This window comes from Bacillus sp. GBSW19 (genome assembly GCF_002998655.1).
In the GTDB taxonomy this organism is placed as follows: Bacteria; Bacillota; Bacilli; order Bacillales; family Bacillaceae; genus Bacillus.
The window spans coordinates 1319695-1336390 of record NZ_PVRF01000001.1; the positions used below are offsets into that span (position 1 = coordinate 1319695).

A 16696-nucleotide genomic window follows, 5' to 3' on the forward strand; every position below is an offset into this window, starting at 1 on the left:
GGAGAGTTGATCAATGGAGCAGCGTGACATACATACCTTTCTTCTCCGTTTCTTTCAGGCAAATCAATGCGACATACTAGAAGAAAGTGCAGGACATATGACCGTACAACTAACCATCGATATGGATAAATTGATTATGAACCGCCCTTTTTATTGGCACTGGCTTGAAAAAACTGGTGGTGTACCAGAGCCGCGGCAATTGACCCTCATCACCGATCAAAAAAAAGTGGATGATACGATTGAGGGTGAATTTATCCACTTTGGCTCCCCTCGTTTATTTCAAATATTTGAAGCTGTCAAACAGCAGGGCCGTTTTATCCGTCTCTATGAACGAGTCACTCCGCTCACGAACAACCAGATCGCACTCGAGCCATGGCTTGGTCTCAATGTGAAAATTTCTTATCTCGCAGATCGAAAGAAGGATAAGCTTTTATCACTAGGACTTCATCTAATACGCGGAGAAGTCGTTGAACAATTTCAAGAAAAGCTGGAAACCCGTGAGCTGTCATCTCAAATTCCCGATTATTGCTTTACAATGAGTACAATGATCAAGCCAGAAAGCGGAGTCAAACGGCTCTATAGTCTAATGGAGCGTTACGCCCATGAGGAACCAGACAATTGGGCGGTGAGAGCTGTTCAAAAATGGAAAGAAGACACTGAACTTTTAAACCAATTTTATGAAGGGACTTCAGACACGTCTGTAGAATATGAAATAGAAAGACAAGCACTCAAAACTTTATACGAACCAAAAATCAGTCTTACGATTGAAAATGGCGGACTTTTTTACTTACAGCAAAAAAGAGGAGGTTGACCCATAGGTCCCCTCCCTTTCATGTGACATACAATTTTCGATCAGCCAAAAGCAACGTTTGTCTGTTTGTATTGGGCGGAAAAATGACGCAAGCAAACTATGAGGTCTTACCACCTGTGTCTTTCCATTTCATGCGTTAAGTGCCTGAAATACATGATTCAGTATTTTAGGAGGGTATTTGTATGGAAAAGAAAACGAACATATTAGACAGTGAATGGATTGAATTATTACTTGAAGCTCGTAAAGCAGGGCTAACAGTTGAAGAAGTCCGTCAATTCCTCAAATCAAGTGAAAAGTCCTCTGAGTCTCACCCTCTGGTAAGAAGTCATTCTATCAAACCTTTCTGAATGTGCTATAATATCGAAAGGAAGGTGATGACATTGATTGGCCAGCGTATTAAACAATACCGCAATGAAAAAGGCTACTCACTATCAGAACTGGCCGAAAAGGCTGGGGTAGCGAAGTCTTATTTAAGCTCAATAGAAAGAAACTTGCAAACAAACCCCTCCATTCAATTTCTTGAAAAAGTCTCCGCTGTTCTGGACGTCTCGGTTCATACACTGTTACACGAAAAAGATGAAACCGAATACGATGGTCAATTAGATAGTGAATGGGAAAAACTAGTTCGAGATGCAATGACATCAGGGGTTTCGAAAAAGCAATTTCGTGAATTTTTAGATTATCAAATCTGGAAAAAAAATCAAGAAGAGGAGTAAAGCGCACATTTTAGCGCATACTCCTCCAATTGCTATGCAGAGCTTGATATCAGTCTAAAGACTGGCTTTATTTTTTATCTTCGCTGTGTGCTTTTTCGTTTTCTTTCACGTAGCCTTTTTCATCCGTATGCTTTTTGGGATTGATCGTTAAACCATTCCACTGAGTCGCTTCGAAGGAAAGATCAATTTGAATCGCATCGCCTTGGTATTTATTCTGGATATAGTGACCAGCTTTATCCTTCGTCTGGTCATTGACAAATTCAATGATCATTTCCATTTTATCGTAATCAAACGGGTTCTTTGGAATGCCGTCATACTCTGGAGCCACTGTTCCATCAACAGTTGCTACATTAATCTTCCCACTTTCATGTAAAAACTTCTCATCGACGGCATGACGAAGCTTTTCAAATGCGGTCTGATCCTGTTTTGACGTTAGTTGATGCAAGTCAAGCAGGTTTGCATGGTCTAAGATAATATTTTTCGGATAACCATTTCCACCTTCGGCTCCAACCGTAAGAACACTCACCTGAAACTGGCTGAGAAATTCTTCAGCTGTATTCTTACCGCCATTCTTCGCGGAAGCTCCGTCTTGAAACTGGCTGTAATCAAGACTCATCAGCACTTGATTGATCGCAAGCGATCCTTTATTTTCAAAATGAAATTCTTTCTTGATCCGATCACCAGGTTTTAAGTTCGCAAGGTTGATGGCGCCGGAGTTCTCTTTTGCTGATAAATCCAGCTCTCCTGTCGAGTAGACCGCGTTTGCCTTTTCTACATCGTTAAACGCCGCCCATGTCCCCCCGCCGATTAATGCAAGGCCTAAAGCCCCTGATAATACACCTAAACGAATTGATCTTTTCTTTGCCATGAATGAACCCCCTAATAAATTGTTTTATTGAAACCTAATTAGGTTACAAACGAAAATTTAAGCTTGTTCCTCTGACATATGTAAATCAGCCGTGTGTCTTCGGTGTTTTGCAGCGCCTACAAAATGAAGAGTGGAATAAACGAGCAGCATCACACCTGGTATAATGAGCAGCAACGCAGTTCCAGCCGAAGTCCCTGCATACGATAGAAGCTTTCCTGCATAAGGAATGTTCACACCCGTATACTGCGTAGCCACCTGATCCGCTTTTACTAGCGTGCCGTCCTGATACATATTGTGGTCACCTTTCGTCTCAAAGGCTTTATTTGCTCCCTTTCCTTTCACCCCAACAATTCGGTGGGTCACATAAGACTGGTCCTGCTTCGTTTGAAACGTGATAATATCTCCTTTTTTAAGCGCCTCCGGTGAAGTCACTTCTTTTACGACAATGAGTGAGCCAGTCGAAAATTCTGGTTCCATTGATCCAGATAATACTTGCTTGAATTGATAACCGAAAATCTGAGGATCTCCCCCAGTAGTTCTTGAAGACAATACGACAATAATACATGCAATCATCACCGTGAACACCACCACATAAAGAATACTTCCAGACATCTTCATCCATTTTTTCATGACCTCTTCTCCCCTTCGCCTATCATTGTTTCCTTTAGAAGACAGCTCCATTTAGGATGCCTTTTCTTGACACTTTGCGAGCTGCATATGTTTAGACCATATGAATGCTTCTTCAGATCCACCAAAACCTTTAGGATAATAGATTTTAAACGCATAGATTCCATTCGTTTTTGCTTTATCTGTCGTGACAGTCGTTGTTTCTTGTGAAAGAAGGGACTGTATAGAGCCTTTTTCAAGAATATGACCATCTTGTAACGGCTTCTGCTCACTTTTTACTTTATGTAATTCCCATTTCCATTCAGAGTGTGCAATAGATTGTCCACTATTTTTTAATGTCATGCTCAAGCTTTGAGGCGCGCAGACTGTTCCTTTGTTCATCGTTTGATCGATGAGTTCCAAATGACTTCTATCCCATTTGGTAGGCTGACAATGCTGATCCGTCTGTTCAAAATTTTCGCATGTTTTCATGACAAAGTTTGAGTGCTCAACATCGTTAAAAGAAGCGTTCGTTGTTGAGATCAAAAGAGATGTGAAAATCAAACAAATGGTACAAAAGAGTACAAAGAGCGACTGTTTCATTCATTCTCCAACTCCTTGAACGATTGTTCTTTAATAAGAACGATTACATACAGTATAAGGAAATACCTATAAAACCCAAAACGTCAAATTAGTCCATTTTGTTCTTAAACAAGAACTATTACGAGAAAATTCTTCCATTTTCTCATTCTTTCGCCGTATTCAATAATTTTTTGTGTGACATTTGTACTTCTTAAAAATTTACATAAAAGTGCAGCATTTGGTCAGAATAATAACAGGTGAGGTGATGTGAAGTGAAATATGGAAAGATGTTAATCTTGCTCAGTTTATTGTTGGGCCCTATGATATACGACGCCAATCCTGCTGATGCGAAAGGTTTCACTGCCGCCGCAGATCAATGGGAAACACGGGCAGTCAAAGAAGCAAAGAAACGATATCCGCTGGCACAAGTCTTATTCAAACAAAAAGTATGGGACCGTCATCGTGAGAAGGAATCTGTGAAACAGTATCATATTACGTTAAAAGACCACGCCAAAGAATTTGGGGTATTTGTCACTATTTCTTATAACCCTTACTCAAACAAGGTCAATAAAGTGATAGTTGTGGAAGAATACAGCTAAAGGGGCATAAAAAAACCGCCTGCTGGCGGCTTTTTACTTTCGTCGATGTCGCTTACGTTTTTTTAACATCATTGAAAACCCAAACGGCAGAACCCCAAATAAACGCTGTGAAAATGGCGGTTTCGTTTCCATTTTCTCTTGTTTATGTTCCTTCCGTTCGTCACGTGGTGTATTCATATATTTAATGATTTCCTGCGTCATATATTTTACATAGTCATTGGTTTTCAACACATTCACCTCTTCTTTCTTCAAGTGTTACCTAGAAGAGGATCATTTTATACACTGGCTATTCAAGGTTTGCCCATTTCATGATTTCACGGGTCTTCCAATCCAGCACCAGTTCCCGCTCATCTGATAAACCATCCTTTGTTTTCACACTGACTAACATGAGGATACGCTTTTTCTTTTGATCGCATGTCATCTGCTTCAATGTCACGCGGCCTTCTTCAGTGTCAATATGGGTATGCTGCTTTTCACACAAACGATGTAATGTACGGGCAGCTTCACTCGCCCCCACTCTGAAAAGCTGCTGTTTTTTATAAAAAGAAATCGTCAGCTCTGCACTTCTCAGCTCTTTTTGAAACCCTATCGTCATTGATCCTAGGATCAAGAGAAAAAATAGAATCGCAGCTAGTACATGCGGATAGATAAATCCTCCTTCTCTTTTCACGATGTAGGAACCACCCCTTTATATATGAAAAAAACGGCTTCATACACCTTACCAGATTCATCTGTGACTTTCAGGATGGCTCTATATTGATTCGTTCTGACACGAAATTCTTTCACCTTTTGCAATAAAGGAAGATGGCCTGCTTGATCCATTCGCTTCCGAAGCATCTCTTGATATGGCTCAATCGTTACCACTCGCCCTTGATCAGATACATACTCTAACGCTTTACCTCCTTGCACCGATCTAACAGCCGTTGCACGGCTTAATTCCTCATCTAATTGCAGGACAGTCTGTTTCCACTCCATTTGTGAAAATCGGTTAATCTCTTCAAAAGGACGGGCTTTCTCAGCTGTAGAAAAGATTAGTACACAGCCAAAAGAAAGGAACAAAAATAGCTGTAATTGCCACAAAGCCTGGACAAGGGTAAAACCTTGTTCACCGTTCAGCAACATGGTGAAAGCATATGGTCTGCTTTTTTTGTATTTTGTATGATACACACCCCTTCTCTTTACTCCAATTGAATACATATGTGACGTCGCCTCGTTTCTTTTTGACAGAAGGTTTTGTACCATCTATGAACGATTCATTCATCTGTTCATGCAAGATTTGGTAAGCTTCAAGTTTGGCTCTTACTTCATTTTTCCCTATCATGATTTTTTCATAGGCTGGCATGAGCACAAGGGCTGCAAATAGGAAGATATGACAAGCAAACAGCGCCTCAATCGTACTAAACCCTCTATTGTTTTTGAACATGGATTCGCCCGCTTCCTAAATAGATCGTGAGTTTATACGTTTGACTGCCAAATTGAATGATGAGAGACCCGCCGCTGCTTGGATGTCCGTTTACATTAAAATAGATACCTTGTGGAAATGTAGAAGCCTTAATGCTTCCCTTTTGTTGCTGAAAAGAAGTAATGACTTCGCCATCCTTCTGATCGATTACCTGATACGATACATGTGGCGGATGGAATTCAACATACACACGTGTTTTTTTGATAAATGCAGTATAAGCAGCCAATTGAAAATCTTGTTTCATGATGTTCACTTGTCTTTTGGCTTCAGCGCCTTCTATTAAATTTGGGATTTTTCCTCCTATGATCGACAATAGAATCGATAGAACAAGTAAGATCATTAGCTGTTCAATAAGGGTAAAACCCTTCTCATGAAAAATCAATTTATTCATGCTTCACATGGCCGTTTTGAATGACAATCGCTTTTCCATTAGGACACGTTAATCCATTTTTGACATAGCCTTCTTTTTCTAATTCAGCTAAAGATGGTGTCTTGCCATCATGCTCTAATTCATATGCCATCACCTGTGTGCTCACCATTGATTTAAGCCCTTCACAGCCCTTTGCTTGAATCGTTTGGTGGTGACGAGTGATATTCGGGATGGTAATAAGTAAAAGAATCGAAATCACGAGCATGACAATTAATATTTCTAACAGGGTAAATCCTTTATCATTCATGTCTTTGTCCTCCTTCTTACACTTGCTCCATGAGTTGATACATTGGTAAAAGAATAGATAGATACACAATGAGTATAAGAAGTGCTGTCACACCATAGATCACCGGCTGCAGCCACGAAATCCATTTTTCAATTTTCAGCTCTGCATTCTCTAATAGAAATTGGCTGTACGTGTACATTTCTCTTGCAAGCATCCCGCTCGCTTCACCATGCTCGATGACGGCTGCAAAATGTTTCTCGAAAAAAGGAGACGAGCTTACTTGATGTGCCATGCTTTCTCCTTTTCTTAGCTCTTCAATCATCTGTTCTGATATTTCTTGAAGAAAGGGTAAGTAGCTTTGCTGTTTAAAAGCTAGCAAGCTCTCGTACATCGATAATCCAGCTTGAAGCAGTCCGCTTAACTGAAGAGAGAAAAGGTACGTATGCATCAGCCGCATTCCTTTATATAAAAAAGGAAACCTGCTTATCACCCTCAGCTTCTCAAGGGTGGACTTTTTCCTAAAAAAGACAGCATAGTATCCGGTCAAACAGATACACACACAGCCGATGAGGAGGAGAGAAACATGCAGCAATTGAAAAAGTCCAAACATACCTTGAATCAGCCATGACATTCGGGTATCCATCGAGGAGTACAAGAGAGAAAATTGAGGAATGATCATTTGCTGAACGAGTATGAGCACGACCAAAACCGTAAAGATGAGGAAGATCGGGTAACGTAACATGCGTTTAAACGTGTCTACCTGTTTGATTTTTTTCTCTAAAAACCGCGCGCTTTGTTCAAGTGCTTGTGCTAGACTGCCATGCTTTTCGGAGAAACTTAATATGGCAATGACTTCCCGCTGAAATTGGAGTCTCTCCAGCACCACATAAAAAGGCTCCCCTTCAAGCAGCCACTGAATGCCCGGTGTTAATTGCTGCTGCTGCTCATTCGACAACTGGATATTCACCATCGTTAATGCCTCAATCACTGTATATCCAGCCTGAATCAATTGAGCAAGTTTTGATAGACATTCCGCTTGGTCCTTTTTAGACCATGCTTTAGAGGCTTGCTTCTTCATAAACCCAGCGATGATAGGTGTTTTTCGATAAATAGCCTAGTGCCACTCCTTTACGAATTAATCTTTGCAGTGTTTCATATGACGAGTGAGCATATTCTCCTTTAGCCTCCTTGATACACTCACCTAGCTCCTTTCCGAACAGCAGTTCAAATACATTTGTTCGTCTGACCGATCGATTTAATTTACAGTAAAGCTGACATGTTTCTCCGCAAAAAGGACAGGTGAGCTCGATTAATCGCTGCGCAGCAATCGCAACCATCGTTTGTTCGAGTTCATTCATCGTGACACCAAATTCAAGCATACGATAAAGGGCTCCTTTTGCATTTTTCGCATGAAGCGTACTCATCACTAAATGGCCTGTCAGTGCTGCTCTAATTGCCGTTCGGGCCGTTTCGGCATCTCTTATTTCTCCTAGCACAATCAGATCTGGATCATGTCTTAAAATAGCACGTAATCCTGCGGCATATGTGATGCCGGCTTTTTCATTCACTTGAACCTGTAACACTTCTTCATTTCTTGTTTCCACAGGATCTTCAAGTGTAATAATATTTCGGTTGAAATTCTTTTTTGCAAACTGGATTAATGAATAAAGGGTTGTTGTTTTCCCTGAATTTGTTGGACCGGTAAATAAAATCAGCCCATGCGAATGATTCAAAAATGATAATAATCTGATGGAGGCTTTCGGAAATAGTGACAGATGTTTTATTTTTGGAACATGATCCTGCGGCAATATTCTAATCACTAAACTCTCATCATTTACAGTTGGTAAGGTAGACATCCGAATAAACACCTGGCCGCTTCTTAGCATCACAGCTAGTGACCCATTTTGCGGCCTCCTTTTTTCCCCGATATCCATGGATGATAAAAATTTAAAATGAGCAATGAGCCGCTCGCCGCTTTTTTTATCAATGGTTCGCTGCTGAATTAAATCTGAGTCTACGCGGAAAGATACCGACGCTTCCTTTTCTTTTGGAACAATATGCACATCAGATGCTCTCATGCGGCATGCTTCTTCTAGCAGCTCTTGTCCCAAATATTCAATACCATACAAATGGTTCACTCCCTTCTCTGACCATATTGTAAGTTGGAGGAACCTGTCTGACAAAAGAGCATTTTATCATTTTAACGACTAAGCATGCGAAAAAATCATCAGCTTGCGATGGAAAACGTGGTTTTTTAAAAAAGAGCATATAAAAAAACCTGACTTTTACAAGTGCAGGTTTTTTGGTCATGTGGCTTCTTGCGGCTGTTCTTCAAAAATACGAAATCCTCTTTTTTCTAAAGCTTTTGCAAGGCTGTGTTCAGTATTTACTTTTGAGAAATCAATGCCCAATTTCACGACGGTTTGAGCAATTTCTGGGCGGATGCCTGAAATAATCGTCTCGATTCCTAGAAGCTTCGCACTATCCACCACTTTAAAGAGCTGATAAGCAACCATCGTATCAACGACCGGTACGCCTGATATATCAATAAACAAATGCGTTAGACGCAGTCTTGAAGCCTGTTCTAGTACGGATTCTAGAATAATTTTGGCCCGGTACGTATCAATCTCTCCGATGAGCGGCAAAATCCCAATTTCCTTTGAAACTGGAATAACAGGAGCACTCAGTTCCTGAATCATCTCTCTTTGTGCATTTAGCTGACTCAGTGTCACACGGTCGTATTCTTCTGATAAACGCTCGATCATATTATCAAACGTGGAATGAAAATGCTGATTCCACCCGCACACATCTTGGAGCGTCACTTCAAGCTCGGTTTCTAGTATGAATTTCTCGATTCTCGAACAGAAAATCTGACGGAATATCTTAAATTGTCCAATGATTTCATATAAAGGCACCTCGTGAACGGCTCGATCACGTGCAATATCAACAGACCATTTTTTTAAATGATTTTCTACTTTGTCTGACAGCGTCACAAGCGTTGCTGCAATGGTTTGAATAAACGCTGTGTTCTGTTCCTTCAGCTTCATTTCCGTTTCCTCTGAAGCATGTTTGGAATATAATGAGCCTTCTTCTGTTCTTGTTTTCAGCCATTCTTCGGTCATGACAGGGGCTTCTTTTAGGATAAATTCATATAATTGCTTAGATTTTTCATTTTTCATTTACTTCTTCCGCTCCTTTTTCACTTAAAACTAGTGACATACAACTTTTATGTATAAATGACCGCAGATGGTGAACAATATCATTACACGTTTGATATTGGGCTATAGCCAAGTGGTAAGGCAATGGACTTTGACTCCGTGATCGTTGGTTCGAACCCAGCTAGCCCAGTTCAGCACAAAAACGAAGACGGCTGAAGAATGTTTCAGCTGATCTTCGTTTTTATTAGGAAACTGATTGATGAATCGCTTTCTTTTTTGATATTTTCATGAGTTCTCCGGGATTATAGCCTACTACTAATTTATTTCCATCAATGATAATTGGCCTCCGGAGCAGTTTTGGTTTTTCAATGAGAAGCTGAAGAACCTCGTTTACTTTTAAATCATTAATATTTAAATTTAAGCTTTTAAAAGCCTGGCTTCGTGTGGCTAAAATTTCATCCATTCCTTCTGTTGTTAAGGAAAGAATCTTTTTTAATTCATCTAGGGTTGGCGTTTCTCTGAAAAGGTGACGCTCTTTAAAATCAATTTGATTCGCCTTTAGCCAATGTTTTGTTTTGCGGCAAGACGTGCAGCTCGGGTATGAATAAAAAGTAATGTCACTCATTAGTCTTCCTCCTTAGGTCGTTAACCTTTTCTCTTATGGAGTAAGTACCCTCATGTATTTCGGCATAAACACGTTTTGATCACTTTTTCAAAAAAATTTTTTCTACTTGTAAAATAAATGTTCACACGTTGTCAAAAATGTAAATGTTTACATAACAAGTGGTGATCAGCTATAATATGAATCAAAGGGGTTTTTTTAAGGGGAGGGAAAGAAATGAATCGCATGTTCCGCGTGCTTGGCTTTTGGACGGGTATTTTTGCTGTCATGTTCTATTTAGGGCATATGAAAGATGCATCGCTGCTGTTCTTCGGTCAAACCGTTCTTTTTGTATTTTTATCCTACTTGAATTTATCCGAAAGAATGTATATTTACATTTTCGGAGCGTACTTGACGATTTTCTTTGCCGGATTTACATATTATTCGATCTTCATCATGGTTCCCGGTACCGGACATTAATTGAAAAAAGCGTCTCTTTAAAAAGAGATGCTTTTTTCATACCTGTGTTTAAAGAGAAAAACCATTGATAAACGGATTTTGCTCCTGCTCTGTGAGTACAGTGGTTTCACCGCCATGTCCACTTAAAACAAGAGTTGATTCTGGTAATGACAACAATTTGTTATGAATCGATTGAAGCAGCACTTCTTGACTGCCCCCTACTAAATCTGTTCTCCCGATGCCACCTTCGAATAACGTGTCACCAGAAATCACAAATCCTTCTTCCGCCGAATAGTAAGACACACTGCCTGGTGAATGCCCAGGTGTATGGAACATCTCTAATGTAAACGATCCAATTTGAAGAGTTCCTTCTGACGTAATTAATTTTTCTGCTTCTTTGACCGTAATTCCATTCCCAATCAATCGAGCTGAACCGTTTAATTCAGCGTTCGTCAGCCATTCCTTTTCATTCTCGTGTACATAGAGTGGCACTCCCCACTCTGCACGCACCTCATCTGCCGCACCGATATGATCAAAATGAGCATGTGTCAGTAAGACAGCAAGCGGTGTGAGCTGTTTTTCTTTTATATAGGAAATCAGCTTTTGTGCTTCACCGCCTGGATCAAAGATTAAGCATTCTCCGTGCTCATTTTTCCAAATATACGCATTCGCTTGTACATAGCCTAGTGGCATTCTTCTCCAATTCATTTTCATCACCTACTTTATTCATTCTTTTTTATTATGAAGGCTACACAATAAAAATTCAAACAATCGTCAACTGGAATCTACTCGACAAGCTTTATGAAAACGGTTAAAATGAAAAGAAAGGAAATCAAGGGGATTGATGACAAAGGGGGACTTTCACATGATGCTCGTCATTATTTTTGGTCTAGTCACGATTTTAGCTGCACTCGGGATCTATCGCTCACTTAAAAAAGTGAACGTACTTGCCATCGCTTTTGCTGGCGCGACATTTTTGGTTTTTGGATGGTTTACTGTCATGACCATCATCTATAGCGGTTATCCAACCGCACATTAAAAGCCTGCAAATAGCAGGCTTTTTTTATTGATTCAAGTGCTTATTCACGCTTTCTATTTTACTTGTAAGCGTTGTGGTTTGATCCCGCCTGTCATCAATGCGGATATTGGTCGCTACGCGGTGCAATCCCTTTTCAAAAGGTGCTTCATGAATGCGCTGAATGACTTCAAATAAAACAGATAATTCACCTTCAATTAACGTATTCATTGGTGTTAATTGATAATTAATTTTCCCTTCTTTTTGAAAGCCTTCTAAAATTCTTTGTACATCTGCTACATAAGCACTGACACTTGGTGTTTCAGTACCTATTGGAATGATGGTCACATCTGCTATGGCCATGTTTCTTGCCCCTTTCCATTGAATCCTCATGTTTTCTCGTCCTCATTGTAACCTATTCACAATCAATCATGCCATGCTCACGTTGCATTTAAAGAAGGTTTGTCTCGTTCTATCGTCAAATCCGCCCTCTCTACCTTCCCAATCTTTGTGAATAGAAGCAGGCATATCCCTGACACAGCTTCAATGATGCCGCCAGCCGCAATGACATACCCAGACCCAAATAGTGTCGCCATATAGCCGCCAATGAGAGCGCCTAACGGAATCATGAAGAAGGAGATCATGTTGATAATCGCATACACTTGCGGCTGATCCTCTGCTTTTACTGACAATTGAATCATTGTATGTTCAGGCACGTTGACTGCACTGATGGCAGCCCCTAAAGCAAAGGCTGATATAAACACAAGTGGTAAAAATGCGTTCATGCCTGTGATGAAGAACGAGATTCCATCAACGATCCCGGCACCTATAAACAGCAGCCCATACCGGTTCACTTTTACCTTTGTCAAAACAAACCCCATCAAGAAGGCACCTAGTGCCGTTGTGACTTTAATAAATGAATAGATAACTGGTCCACTATGTAAATCCTCTGTTAAATAAATAACAGACAATGCTTCCCATGGTGCTGCAGCGAAGTTTGAACAGACACAAAAAATCGCCAATGGAAACAAAATATGATGCCTTTTAACAAGTGAAAATCCCCGAATTAATCTTTTGCCGTATGATAACCCTTTTTTGGCTTTATCGATGATGACTTCTGTTTCATATGTAATCATTAATACCAATAAAGCGGAGAAGAGATAAAGAGGAATGATCACAAGCATTGTATACCCTACCCCTACAAACGCAATCATGACACCACAAATCGTTACCGTCACAAGCCTGACCACATGACTTGCTGATTGGATAGTTGCATTCGCTTTTTGTATGAGGTCCTCATGGACAAGCTTTGGAATAATTGATACGGACGCCGGTTCGTAGGAGCCACCAGTCGCCGAATGAAGCAGCATACAGCCAATCACAAGTGCTAATGGCGTGAAATCATAAAAGTAACTGACCACGATCACAAGGATTATCGCTCCTCTTGTTAAATCAGCAAAACACATCCAAAATTTCAATTGATGCGGCTTCATCATTGGGGTAATCAGCGGCCCAACAATGGCTTGCGGAACAAAGCTGACCGCAATAAAAAAAGCTGTTCCAATTGCCCCTTTCCCGCCTAGTACTAAAAGCCACAAGATGGTGTTGAAAGATAAACTATCAGCTGTTATTTTGCACATTTTAGAAATAAATAAGTAAGTGAAATTCCTTTTCCACAGGATTTGAGCACTCAATGTTCGACATCTCCCTAAAACATATCCTTTTTTTTACATCCGTACTTTTCACAATAGCTCACAAGGCGGCCTTCGTCAATTGCTCTAACATTATTTTTATTGACAATAAGAAATTGATTCACGTTCAAATGTAAAAAGCACCTGACAGGTGCTTTTTAACACTTACATGCTTCCCATAACAGCCGCTTTGTTTTCTCATAGATGGTGTCAAATTGATTCATGGAAAGAGGATTTTTTCCTAGACCAAGCTCGACTGTATAGCCCTCATTGTGAAATTGATAAATAAACCAATCGCGATAGCCTGCATAGCTGTCAAGATATCGAACCGGTTTATAGCCGCTTACTTGCTCGAATCGTTTGACCGTTTCTTTTGAGATGGCAGGTTCGTGGCCAAGAAAACCCCAGTATATCTCTTCTCCTTGTGTATGGAGAGCGATCAGCCGGTCAAAGCGTTTTCGTAACGCTAGATTTGCCATCGCTTTCGCTTCTGGTTCTGTTAACGGCTCGCGCCCTGGAAACCCCCGATTGGACGGTGCCTTAGGCTCATGACGGTAGTATTCGACCTCCCAATAAGCTGGAAATTGATTGTTCAAATCCACCCCTCGAATATTTGCTTTCCACTCCTGATAATCAGCATATCCACCATGTAGCGGTGTGAATTCTTCACTGCTGAGACCTAGCGACTCAGGTCCATTCCGAACGAGGTCTACGCCATCTGGATTCACCATTGGCACGATGGAGAGAGCTGTGGTTCGCAGAATATGAACGGCTTCATGATGTCTTGCTTGCACCGGGTCAGATGCGGCTAAACACAGCGATTTCAGCCATTTTATTAAAACAGACGTCGTGATCCATTCATTTGCATGAAAAGAGGCATTCAAATGAATAGAATGTAAATGCTGAACAGGCTCTGTTCGGATTTCATAAATAGGTGTATCAAGCACTGAATGACCTATTATGCTGATTTGAAGAAAAGGAAATGCGGCTTTCAAGCGGCTCAGCTCTTCTTCTAATTGAGCACTATCATATTCAAAGGTTCCATTGATCCAATCATCGGATTGCTGCAGCCTGTAAGGCGCAATAAATTTCTGCAGCTCACCTATGGAAGAAAATGAATGGATGCCTTCCGGAAGTCTATATCCCGGTAAAAGAAGGTGATCAGTGCTTGTTTGATTGGATAAATGAAAAGCCGCATTCCCTATCCCTAACTGTTTTGCCACATTATCCTTTCCCGCTTCATCCAGCTGCCATTCAATTTTCCCAAACGACGTTGTCTTCATTTACATCCCTCCTCTCATACTATATGAGCCGGCAGACAAAAAAAGAAAACCTCTGCATCTAAAAATAGCAGAGGTTTTCTCATATGTTAGGACGCCTTTTTCAGCTTCGTTTCATCTTCTTTTTTGGATGGAGAATGGTCCGGGCTGTTCCGGTCATAAAATCTAAGGAGATCACCGTAGATGATTTGATCAGAGAATTGGAGCTCTTGCTTTGCCTTCTCTTCATAAGACTGACAAACGGTCTCATCATCTCTTGGCTCACCCGTTTCTTTATTGTAGCAAACTCCATCTGTGAAAACACTGTCCTTCGTAATAAAGCTGCCATCACGAAGCACGGTAAAGTCATTCTTATCTTTTGATAAAAGATCATGACCAAATTGAATCTGTTTACTTGTATCAATTCCTAAAAGATTGAGTATAGTTGGACGGATATCGACTTGACCGCCTACCGTATCAATTTCTTTTGGATGTTGATCTGTGATCCCTGGAATGTGTACAACAAACGGGACTTTTTGAAGCTGCACTTCTTCAAATGGCGTAATCTCTTTATTTAAAAATTGTCCCATTGCTTCGTTATGGTTTTCTGAAATTCCATAGTGATCCCCATATAAAACAAAGATGGAATTTTCGTACAAACCTGTTTCCTTCATCTTTTCAAAGAAAATCTTCAGCGCCTCATCTTGATAACGCACTGTAGGAAAGAACTTGTTTAACGTTTTGCTCTTAGAATCATATTCATCAATGAGCTTATCTTCTTCATCTAGATCAAATGGAAAGTGATTCGTTAATGTAATCAATCTCGTATAGAAAGGCTGCGGGATCGATTTCATCAATTCCGCTGACTGTTCAAAGAACGGACCATCTTTCAAGCCCCAGCCAACTGAGTTCTCTTCATTCACATCAAATGATTTAATATCAAAAAACTTATCGTAGCCAAAGCTATCGTAGATCAGGTCACGATTCCAGAAACTTTTGTTATTCGCATGAATAACAGAAGAGTGATACCCCTCATCCTTTAACAACTCAGGTGTGGCTGTATACTCATTGCTTGGGTTTGTGAAGAACACAGCCCCTCTTCCAAGTGGATAGAGAGAGTTATCAACAATAAACTCTGAGTCCGATGTTTTCCCTTGACCTGTTTGATGATAGAAATTAGTAAAGTTGTAGCTTTTCTTGATTAGTTTGTTTAAAAATGGGGTAATTTCTTTCCCATTTAATTTTTCATTGACCACAAAGCTCTGAGTAGACTCTAGGGAGACAAGAATGACATTTCGCCCTTTCGCTTGACCAAACGTTTTTTCATTACGGTCGGTTTGATTTGCGCTTACATAGTTTTCAATTTCCGTTAAGCTATTGCTGTCGGCAAGGGCTCGTTGAGCAGACTGCTTCGATTGCAACACTCCATCATAAATATGGAAATTATATAAGCTAATATTTTTCACCAGCATCTCACGGTCAAATGAGCGAGTGAGCAGTTCTGGTCTTTCTGTTTCAGCCAAACCAAGGTTAAAGAAGAAAGTGGCTGCCACAAATAAATAATAAGCTGCTCGTTCTTTTCGTGAAATGGTGACATCCGTTCTAAAGGAAGGCTGCTTTTTATAGAGCCACATTAAAATCATAATATCAACGAACATCAGAAAATCGACTGGTTCAATTAAAGAGGTAATACTTGACCCGAGGTCACCCATATTGTTTGTTTGAAATAGGACGGGGATGGTTAGAAAGTCACTATAGAATCGATAAAACACAATGTTAGCTAACAAAATGAATGTCAGGATAAAACTCATCACGATGATATATCGATTGCGATTTTTTTCTTTCATAAATAAACCGATACCGAAGATAAACAAGAGAAAGCTAAGCGGATTAATAAACAGGATAAACTCCTGCATGAAATTTTCTATTTTAATATTAAAGCTAGATTTATAGATAACATAGGTTTTGACCCACATTAACAATGTCGCAATCAGTAAAAATGAAATCGCCTTTAATCTTTTCTTTCGCATTGTAACCTCCTTATGCTCTAAGCATGCACTCAAGTTAGGGAATACCCTAATTATTGGTGCTTCTTCAAAAATAACTAAACTATATCTTATCCTGTATGTGCTGGAAAATCAATGTCTTTTTCCTCATGACAAACTTATGAATATGCTAAACATTTCATTTCATGCCCATCTATCGCTTTTTTA

The 16696-nt window shown here is 40.1% G+C and carries 24 protein-coding genes and 1 tRNA gene; 7 read left to right on the top strand and 18 right to left on the bottom strand.

Annotated features, from left to right (window positions below):
* The first annotated feature begins 13 nt into the window (after window positions 1–13).
* The 3 genes from C6344_RS07020 (at window position 14) to sinR (ending at window position 1527) form a co-directional block, all read left to right on the top strand.
* Entirely contained in the window at window positions 14–811 is a 798-nt protein-coding gene (locus tag C6344_RS07020) for a YqhG family protein (RefSeq protein WP_034661279.1), read from the top strand.
* A gap of 182 nt (window positions 812–993) precedes the next feature.
* Window positions 994–1158, top strand: coding sequence for an anti-repressor SinI family protein (locus C6344_RS07025; RefSeq protein WP_106031001.1), 165 nt, complete (start codon window positions 994–996; stop codon window positions 1156–1158).
* A gap of 33 nt (window positions 1159–1191) precedes the next feature.
* Window positions 1192–1527: a transcriptional regulator SinR gene (gene sinR / locus C6344_RS07030; RefSeq protein WP_095285385.1), complete on the top strand. Its 336-nt coding sequence runs from the start codon at window positions 1192–1194 to the stop codon at window positions 1525–1527.
* 67 nt (window positions 1528–1594) lie between these two features.
* On the opposite strand, the gene tasA is transcribed toward sinR, so the two are convergent.
* Genes tasA through tapA form a run of 3 tightly spaced genes read right to left on the bottom strand, consistent with a single transcriptional unit; the run spans window position 1595 to window position 3604 of the window.
* Window positions 1595–2395, bottom strand: a complete 801-nt coding sequence (tasA, locus tag C6344_RS07035) for a biofilm matrix protein TasA (RefSeq protein WP_034661283.1) — start codon at window positions 2393–2395, stop codon at window positions 1595–1597.
* A gap of 57 nt (window positions 2396–2452) precedes the next feature.
* Window positions 2453–3025, bottom strand: a complete 573-nt coding sequence (gene sipW / locus C6344_RS07040; RefSeq protein ID WP_106072908.1) for a signal peptidase I SipW — start codon at window positions 3023–3025, stop codon at window positions 2453–2455.
* A gap of 51 nt (window positions 3026–3076) precedes the next feature.
* Window positions 3077–3604: an amyloid fiber anchoring/assembly protein TapA gene (tapA, locus tag C6344_RS07045; protein ID WP_060596834.1), complete on the bottom strand. Its 528-nt coding sequence runs from the start codon at window positions 3602–3604 to the stop codon at window positions 3077–3079.
* A gap of 299 nt (window positions 3605–3903) precedes the next feature.
* On the opposite strand from tapA, the gene C6344_RS07050 reads away from it, so the two are divergent.
* The gene (locus C6344_RS07050) at window positions 3904–4182 is read left to right on the top strand and encodes a DUF3889 domain-containing protein (RefSeq protein WP_223250494.1); all 279 of its coding nucleotides are present in this window, start codon (window positions 3904–3906) and stop codon (window positions 4180–4182) included.
* A gap of 33 nt (window positions 4183–4215) precedes the next feature.
* Here the strand turns inward: C6344_RS07050 and C6344_RS07055 are convergent, their stop codons facing one another.
* From C6344_RS07055 to C6344_RS07100, 9 genes are all read right to left on the bottom strand, one after another.
* On the bottom strand, window positions 4216–4410 hold the full coding sequence (locus C6344_RS07055) for a YqzE family protein (RefSeq protein WP_041086171.1): 195 nt from the start codon (window positions 4408–4410) through the stop codon (window positions 4216–4218).
* A gap of 58 nt (window positions 4411–4468) precedes the next feature.
* Window positions 4469–4852, bottom strand: coding sequence for a competence type IV pilus minor pilin ComGG (locus C6344_RS07060; protein ID WP_106072832.1), 384 nt, complete (start codon window positions 4850–4852; stop codon window positions 4469–4471).
* Window positions 4849–5349 (bottom strand): competence type IV pilus minor pilin ComGF, encoded by a 501-nt coding sequence (gene comGF, locus C6344_RS07065; RefSeq protein ID WP_034661289.1) that lies wholly within the window; start codon window positions 5347–5349, stop codon window positions 4849–4851. Before comGF ends, C6344_RS07060 begins: the two co-directional genes overlap by 4 nt.
* Window positions 5288–5605 (bottom strand): competence type IV pilus minor pilin ComGE, encoded by a 318-nt coding sequence (comGE, locus tag C6344_RS07070; RefSeq protein WP_034661291.1) that lies wholly within the window; start codon window positions 5603–5605, stop codon window positions 5288–5290. Before comGE ends, comGF begins: the two co-directional genes overlap by 62 nt.
* Window positions 5589–6035, bottom strand: a complete 447-nt coding sequence (gene comGD / locus C6344_RS07075; protein WP_066030666.1) for a competence type IV pilus minor pilin ComGD — start codon at window positions 6033–6035, stop codon at window positions 5589–5591. Before comGD ends, comGE begins: the two co-directional genes overlap by 17 nt.
* Entirely contained in the window at window positions 6028–6321 is a 294-nt protein-coding gene (comGC, locus tag C6344_RS07080; protein ID WP_106072833.1) for a competence type IV pilus major pilin ComGC, read from the bottom strand. The genes comGD and comGC overlap by 8 nt, the downstream gene beginning before the upstream one ends.
* A gap of 16 nt (window positions 6322–6337) precedes the next feature.
* Window positions 6338–7378, bottom strand: coding sequence for a competence type IV pilus assembly protein ComGB (comGB, locus tag C6344_RS07085; RefSeq protein ID WP_106072834.1), 1041 nt, complete (start codon window positions 7376–7378; stop codon window positions 6338–6340).
* Entirely contained in the window at window positions 7359–8429 is a 1071-nt protein-coding gene (gene comGA / locus C6344_RS07090) for a competence type IV pilus ATPase ComGA (protein ID WP_060596836.1), read from the bottom strand. Before comGA ends, comGB begins: the two co-directional genes overlap by 20 nt.
* Before the next feature lie 177 nt (window positions 8430–8606).
* Window positions 8607–9479 carry an STAS domain-containing protein gene (locus tag C6344_RS07100; RefSeq protein ID WP_034661297.1) on the bottom strand — a complete coding sequence of 291 codons (873 nt, stop codon included), beginning with the start codon at window positions 9477–9479 and terminating at the stop codon, window positions 8607–8609.
* 98 nt (window positions 9480–9577) lie between these two features.
* Between C6344_RS07100 and C6344_RS07105 the strand changes: the two genes are divergently transcribed.
* A tRNA-Gln gene (locus C6344_RS07105) sits at window positions 9578–9648 on the top strand.
* 54 nt (window positions 9649–9702) lie between these two features.
* Here the strand turns inward: C6344_RS07105 and C6344_RS07110 are convergent.
* A complete protein-coding gene (locus C6344_RS07110) occupies window positions 9703–10083 on the bottom strand; it encodes a Spx/MgsR family RNA polymerase-binding regulatory protein (protein ID WP_007501232.1) in 381 nt (126 codons plus the stop codon).
* 213 nt (window positions 10084–10296) lie between these two features.
* On the opposite strand from C6344_RS07110, the gene C6344_RS07115 reads away from it, so the two are divergent.
* A complete protein-coding gene (locus C6344_RS07115; protein WP_003217440.1) occupies window positions 10297–10539 on the top strand; it encodes a DUF2626 domain-containing protein in 243 nt (80 codons plus the stop codon).
* A 48-nt stretch (window positions 10540–10587) separates the two neighbouring features.
* Here C6344_RS07115 and C6344_RS07120 read toward each other — a convergent pair whose 3' ends face one another.
* Window positions 10588–11226 (bottom strand): MBL fold metallo-hydrolase, encoded by a 639-nt coding sequence (locus C6344_RS07120; RefSeq protein ID WP_060596838.1) that lies wholly within the window; start codon window positions 11224–11226, stop codon window positions 10588–10590.
* Window positions 11227–11383: 157 nt separating this feature from the next.
* Here C6344_RS07120 and C6344_RS07130 point away from each other — a divergent pair, with 157 nt between their 5' ends.
* Window positions 11384–11557, top strand: a complete 174-nt coding sequence (locus C6344_RS07130) for a DUF2759 domain-containing protein (protein ID WP_003217333.1) — start codon at window positions 11384–11386, stop codon at window positions 11555–11557.
* 24 nt (window positions 11558–11581) lie between these two features.
* Here the strand turns inward: C6344_RS07130 and C6344_RS07135 are convergent, their stop codons facing one another.
* From C6344_RS07135 to C6344_RS07150, 4 genes are all read right to left on the bottom strand, one after another.
* A complete protein-coding gene (locus tag C6344_RS07135) occupies window positions 11582–11896 on the bottom strand; it encodes an MTH1187 family thiamine-binding protein (protein ID WP_034662003.1) in 315 nt (104 codons plus the stop codon).
* 77 nt (window positions 11897–11973) lie between these two features.
* Entirely contained in the window at window positions 11974–13227 is a 1254-nt protein-coding gene (locus C6344_RS07140) for an MFS transporter (protein ID WP_106072835.1), read from the bottom strand.
* A gap of 155 nt (window positions 13228–13382) precedes the next feature.
* Window positions 13383–14507 carry a M14 family metallopeptidase gene (locus tag C6344_RS07145; RefSeq protein ID WP_106036862.1) on the bottom strand — a complete coding sequence of 375 codons (1125 nt, stop codon included), beginning with the start codon at window positions 14505–14507 and terminating at the stop codon, window positions 13383–13385.
* Window positions 14508–14593: 86 nt separating this feature from the next.
* The gene (locus C6344_RS07150; protein ID WP_106036863.1) at window positions 14594–16513 is read right to left on the bottom strand and encodes an LTA synthase family protein; all 1920 of its coding nucleotides are present in this window, start codon (window positions 16511–16513) and stop codon (window positions 14594–14596) included.
* Window positions 16514–16696: the final 183 nt, after the last annotated feature.

What these genes read in the sequence shown, in the direction of transcription:
- sipW (WP_106072908.1), bottom strand. Translation starts at nt 3,025, where the DNA reads ATGAAAAAATGGATGAAGATGTCTGGAAGTATTCTTTATGTGGTGGTG.
- comGB (WP_106072834.1), bottom strand. Translation starts at nt 7,378, where the DNA reads ATGAAGAAGCAAGCCTCTAAAGCATGGTCTAAAAAGGACCAAGCGGAA.
- C6344_RS07100 (WP_034661297.1), bottom strand. Translation starts at nt 9,479, where the DNA reads ATGAAAAATGAAAAATCTAAGCAATTATATGAATTTATCCTAAAAGAA.
- comGD (WP_066030666.1), bottom strand. Translation starts at nt 6,035, where the DNA reads ATGAATAAATTGATTTTTCATGAGAAGGGTTTTACCCTTATTGAACAG.
- C6344_RS07020 (WP_034661279.1), top strand. Translation starts at nt 14, where the DNA reads ATGGAGCAGCGTGACATACATACCTTTCTTCTCCGTTTCTTTCAGGCA.
- C6344_RS07130 (WP_003217333.1), top strand. Translation starts at nt 11,384, where the DNA reads ATGATGCTCGTCATTATTTTTGGTCTAGTCACGATTTTAGCTGCACTC.
- C6344_RS07110 (WP_007501232.1), bottom strand. Translation starts at nt 10,083, where the DNA reads ATGAGTGACATTACTTTTTATTCATACCCGAGCTGCACGTCTTGCCGC.
- C6344_RS07145 (WP_106036862.1), bottom strand. Translation starts at nt 14,507, where the DNA reads ATGAAGACAACGTCGTTTGGGAAAATTGAATGGCAGCTGGATGAAGCG.
- C6344_RS07150 (WP_106036863.1), bottom strand. Translation starts at nt 16,513, where the DNA reads ATGCGAAAGAAAAGATTAAAGGCGATTTCATTTTTACTGATTGCGACA.
- C6344_RS07115 (WP_003217440.1), top strand. Translation starts at nt 10,297, where the DNA reads ATGAATCGCATGTTCCGCGTGCTTGGCTTTTGGACGGGTATTTTTGCT.
- C6344_RS07135 (WP_034662003.1), bottom strand. Translation starts at nt 11,896, where the DNA reads ATGGCCATAGCAGATGTGACCATCATTCCAATAGGTACTGAAACACCA.
- comGE (WP_034661291.1), bottom strand. Translation starts at nt 5,605, where the DNA reads ATGTTCAAAAACAATAGAGGGTTTAGTACGATTGAGGCGCTGTTTGCT.
- comGC (WP_106072833.1), bottom strand. Translation starts at nt 6,321, where the DNA reads ATGAATGATAAAGGATTTACCCTGTTAGAAATATTAATTGTCATGCTC.
- C6344_RS07120 (WP_060596838.1), bottom strand. Translation starts at nt 11,226, where the DNA reads ATGAATTGGAGAAGAATGCCACTAGGCTATGTACAAGCGAATGCGTAT.
- C6344_RS07025 (WP_106031001.1), top strand. Translation starts at nt 994, where the DNA reads ATGGAAAAGAAAACGAACATATTAGACAGTGAATGGATTGAATTATTA.
- C6344_RS07050 (WP_223250494.1), top strand. Translation starts at nt 3,904, where the DNA reads ATGATATACGACGCCAATCCTGCTGATGCGAAAGGTTTCACTGCCGCC.
- tasA (WP_034661283.1), bottom strand. Translation starts at nt 2,395, where the DNA reads ATGGCAAAGAAAAGATCAATTCGTTTAGGTGTATTATCAGGGGCTTTA.
- tapA (WP_060596834.1), bottom strand. Translation starts at nt 3,604, where the DNA reads ATGAAACAGTCGCTCTTTGTACTCTTTTGTACCATTTGTTTGATTTTC.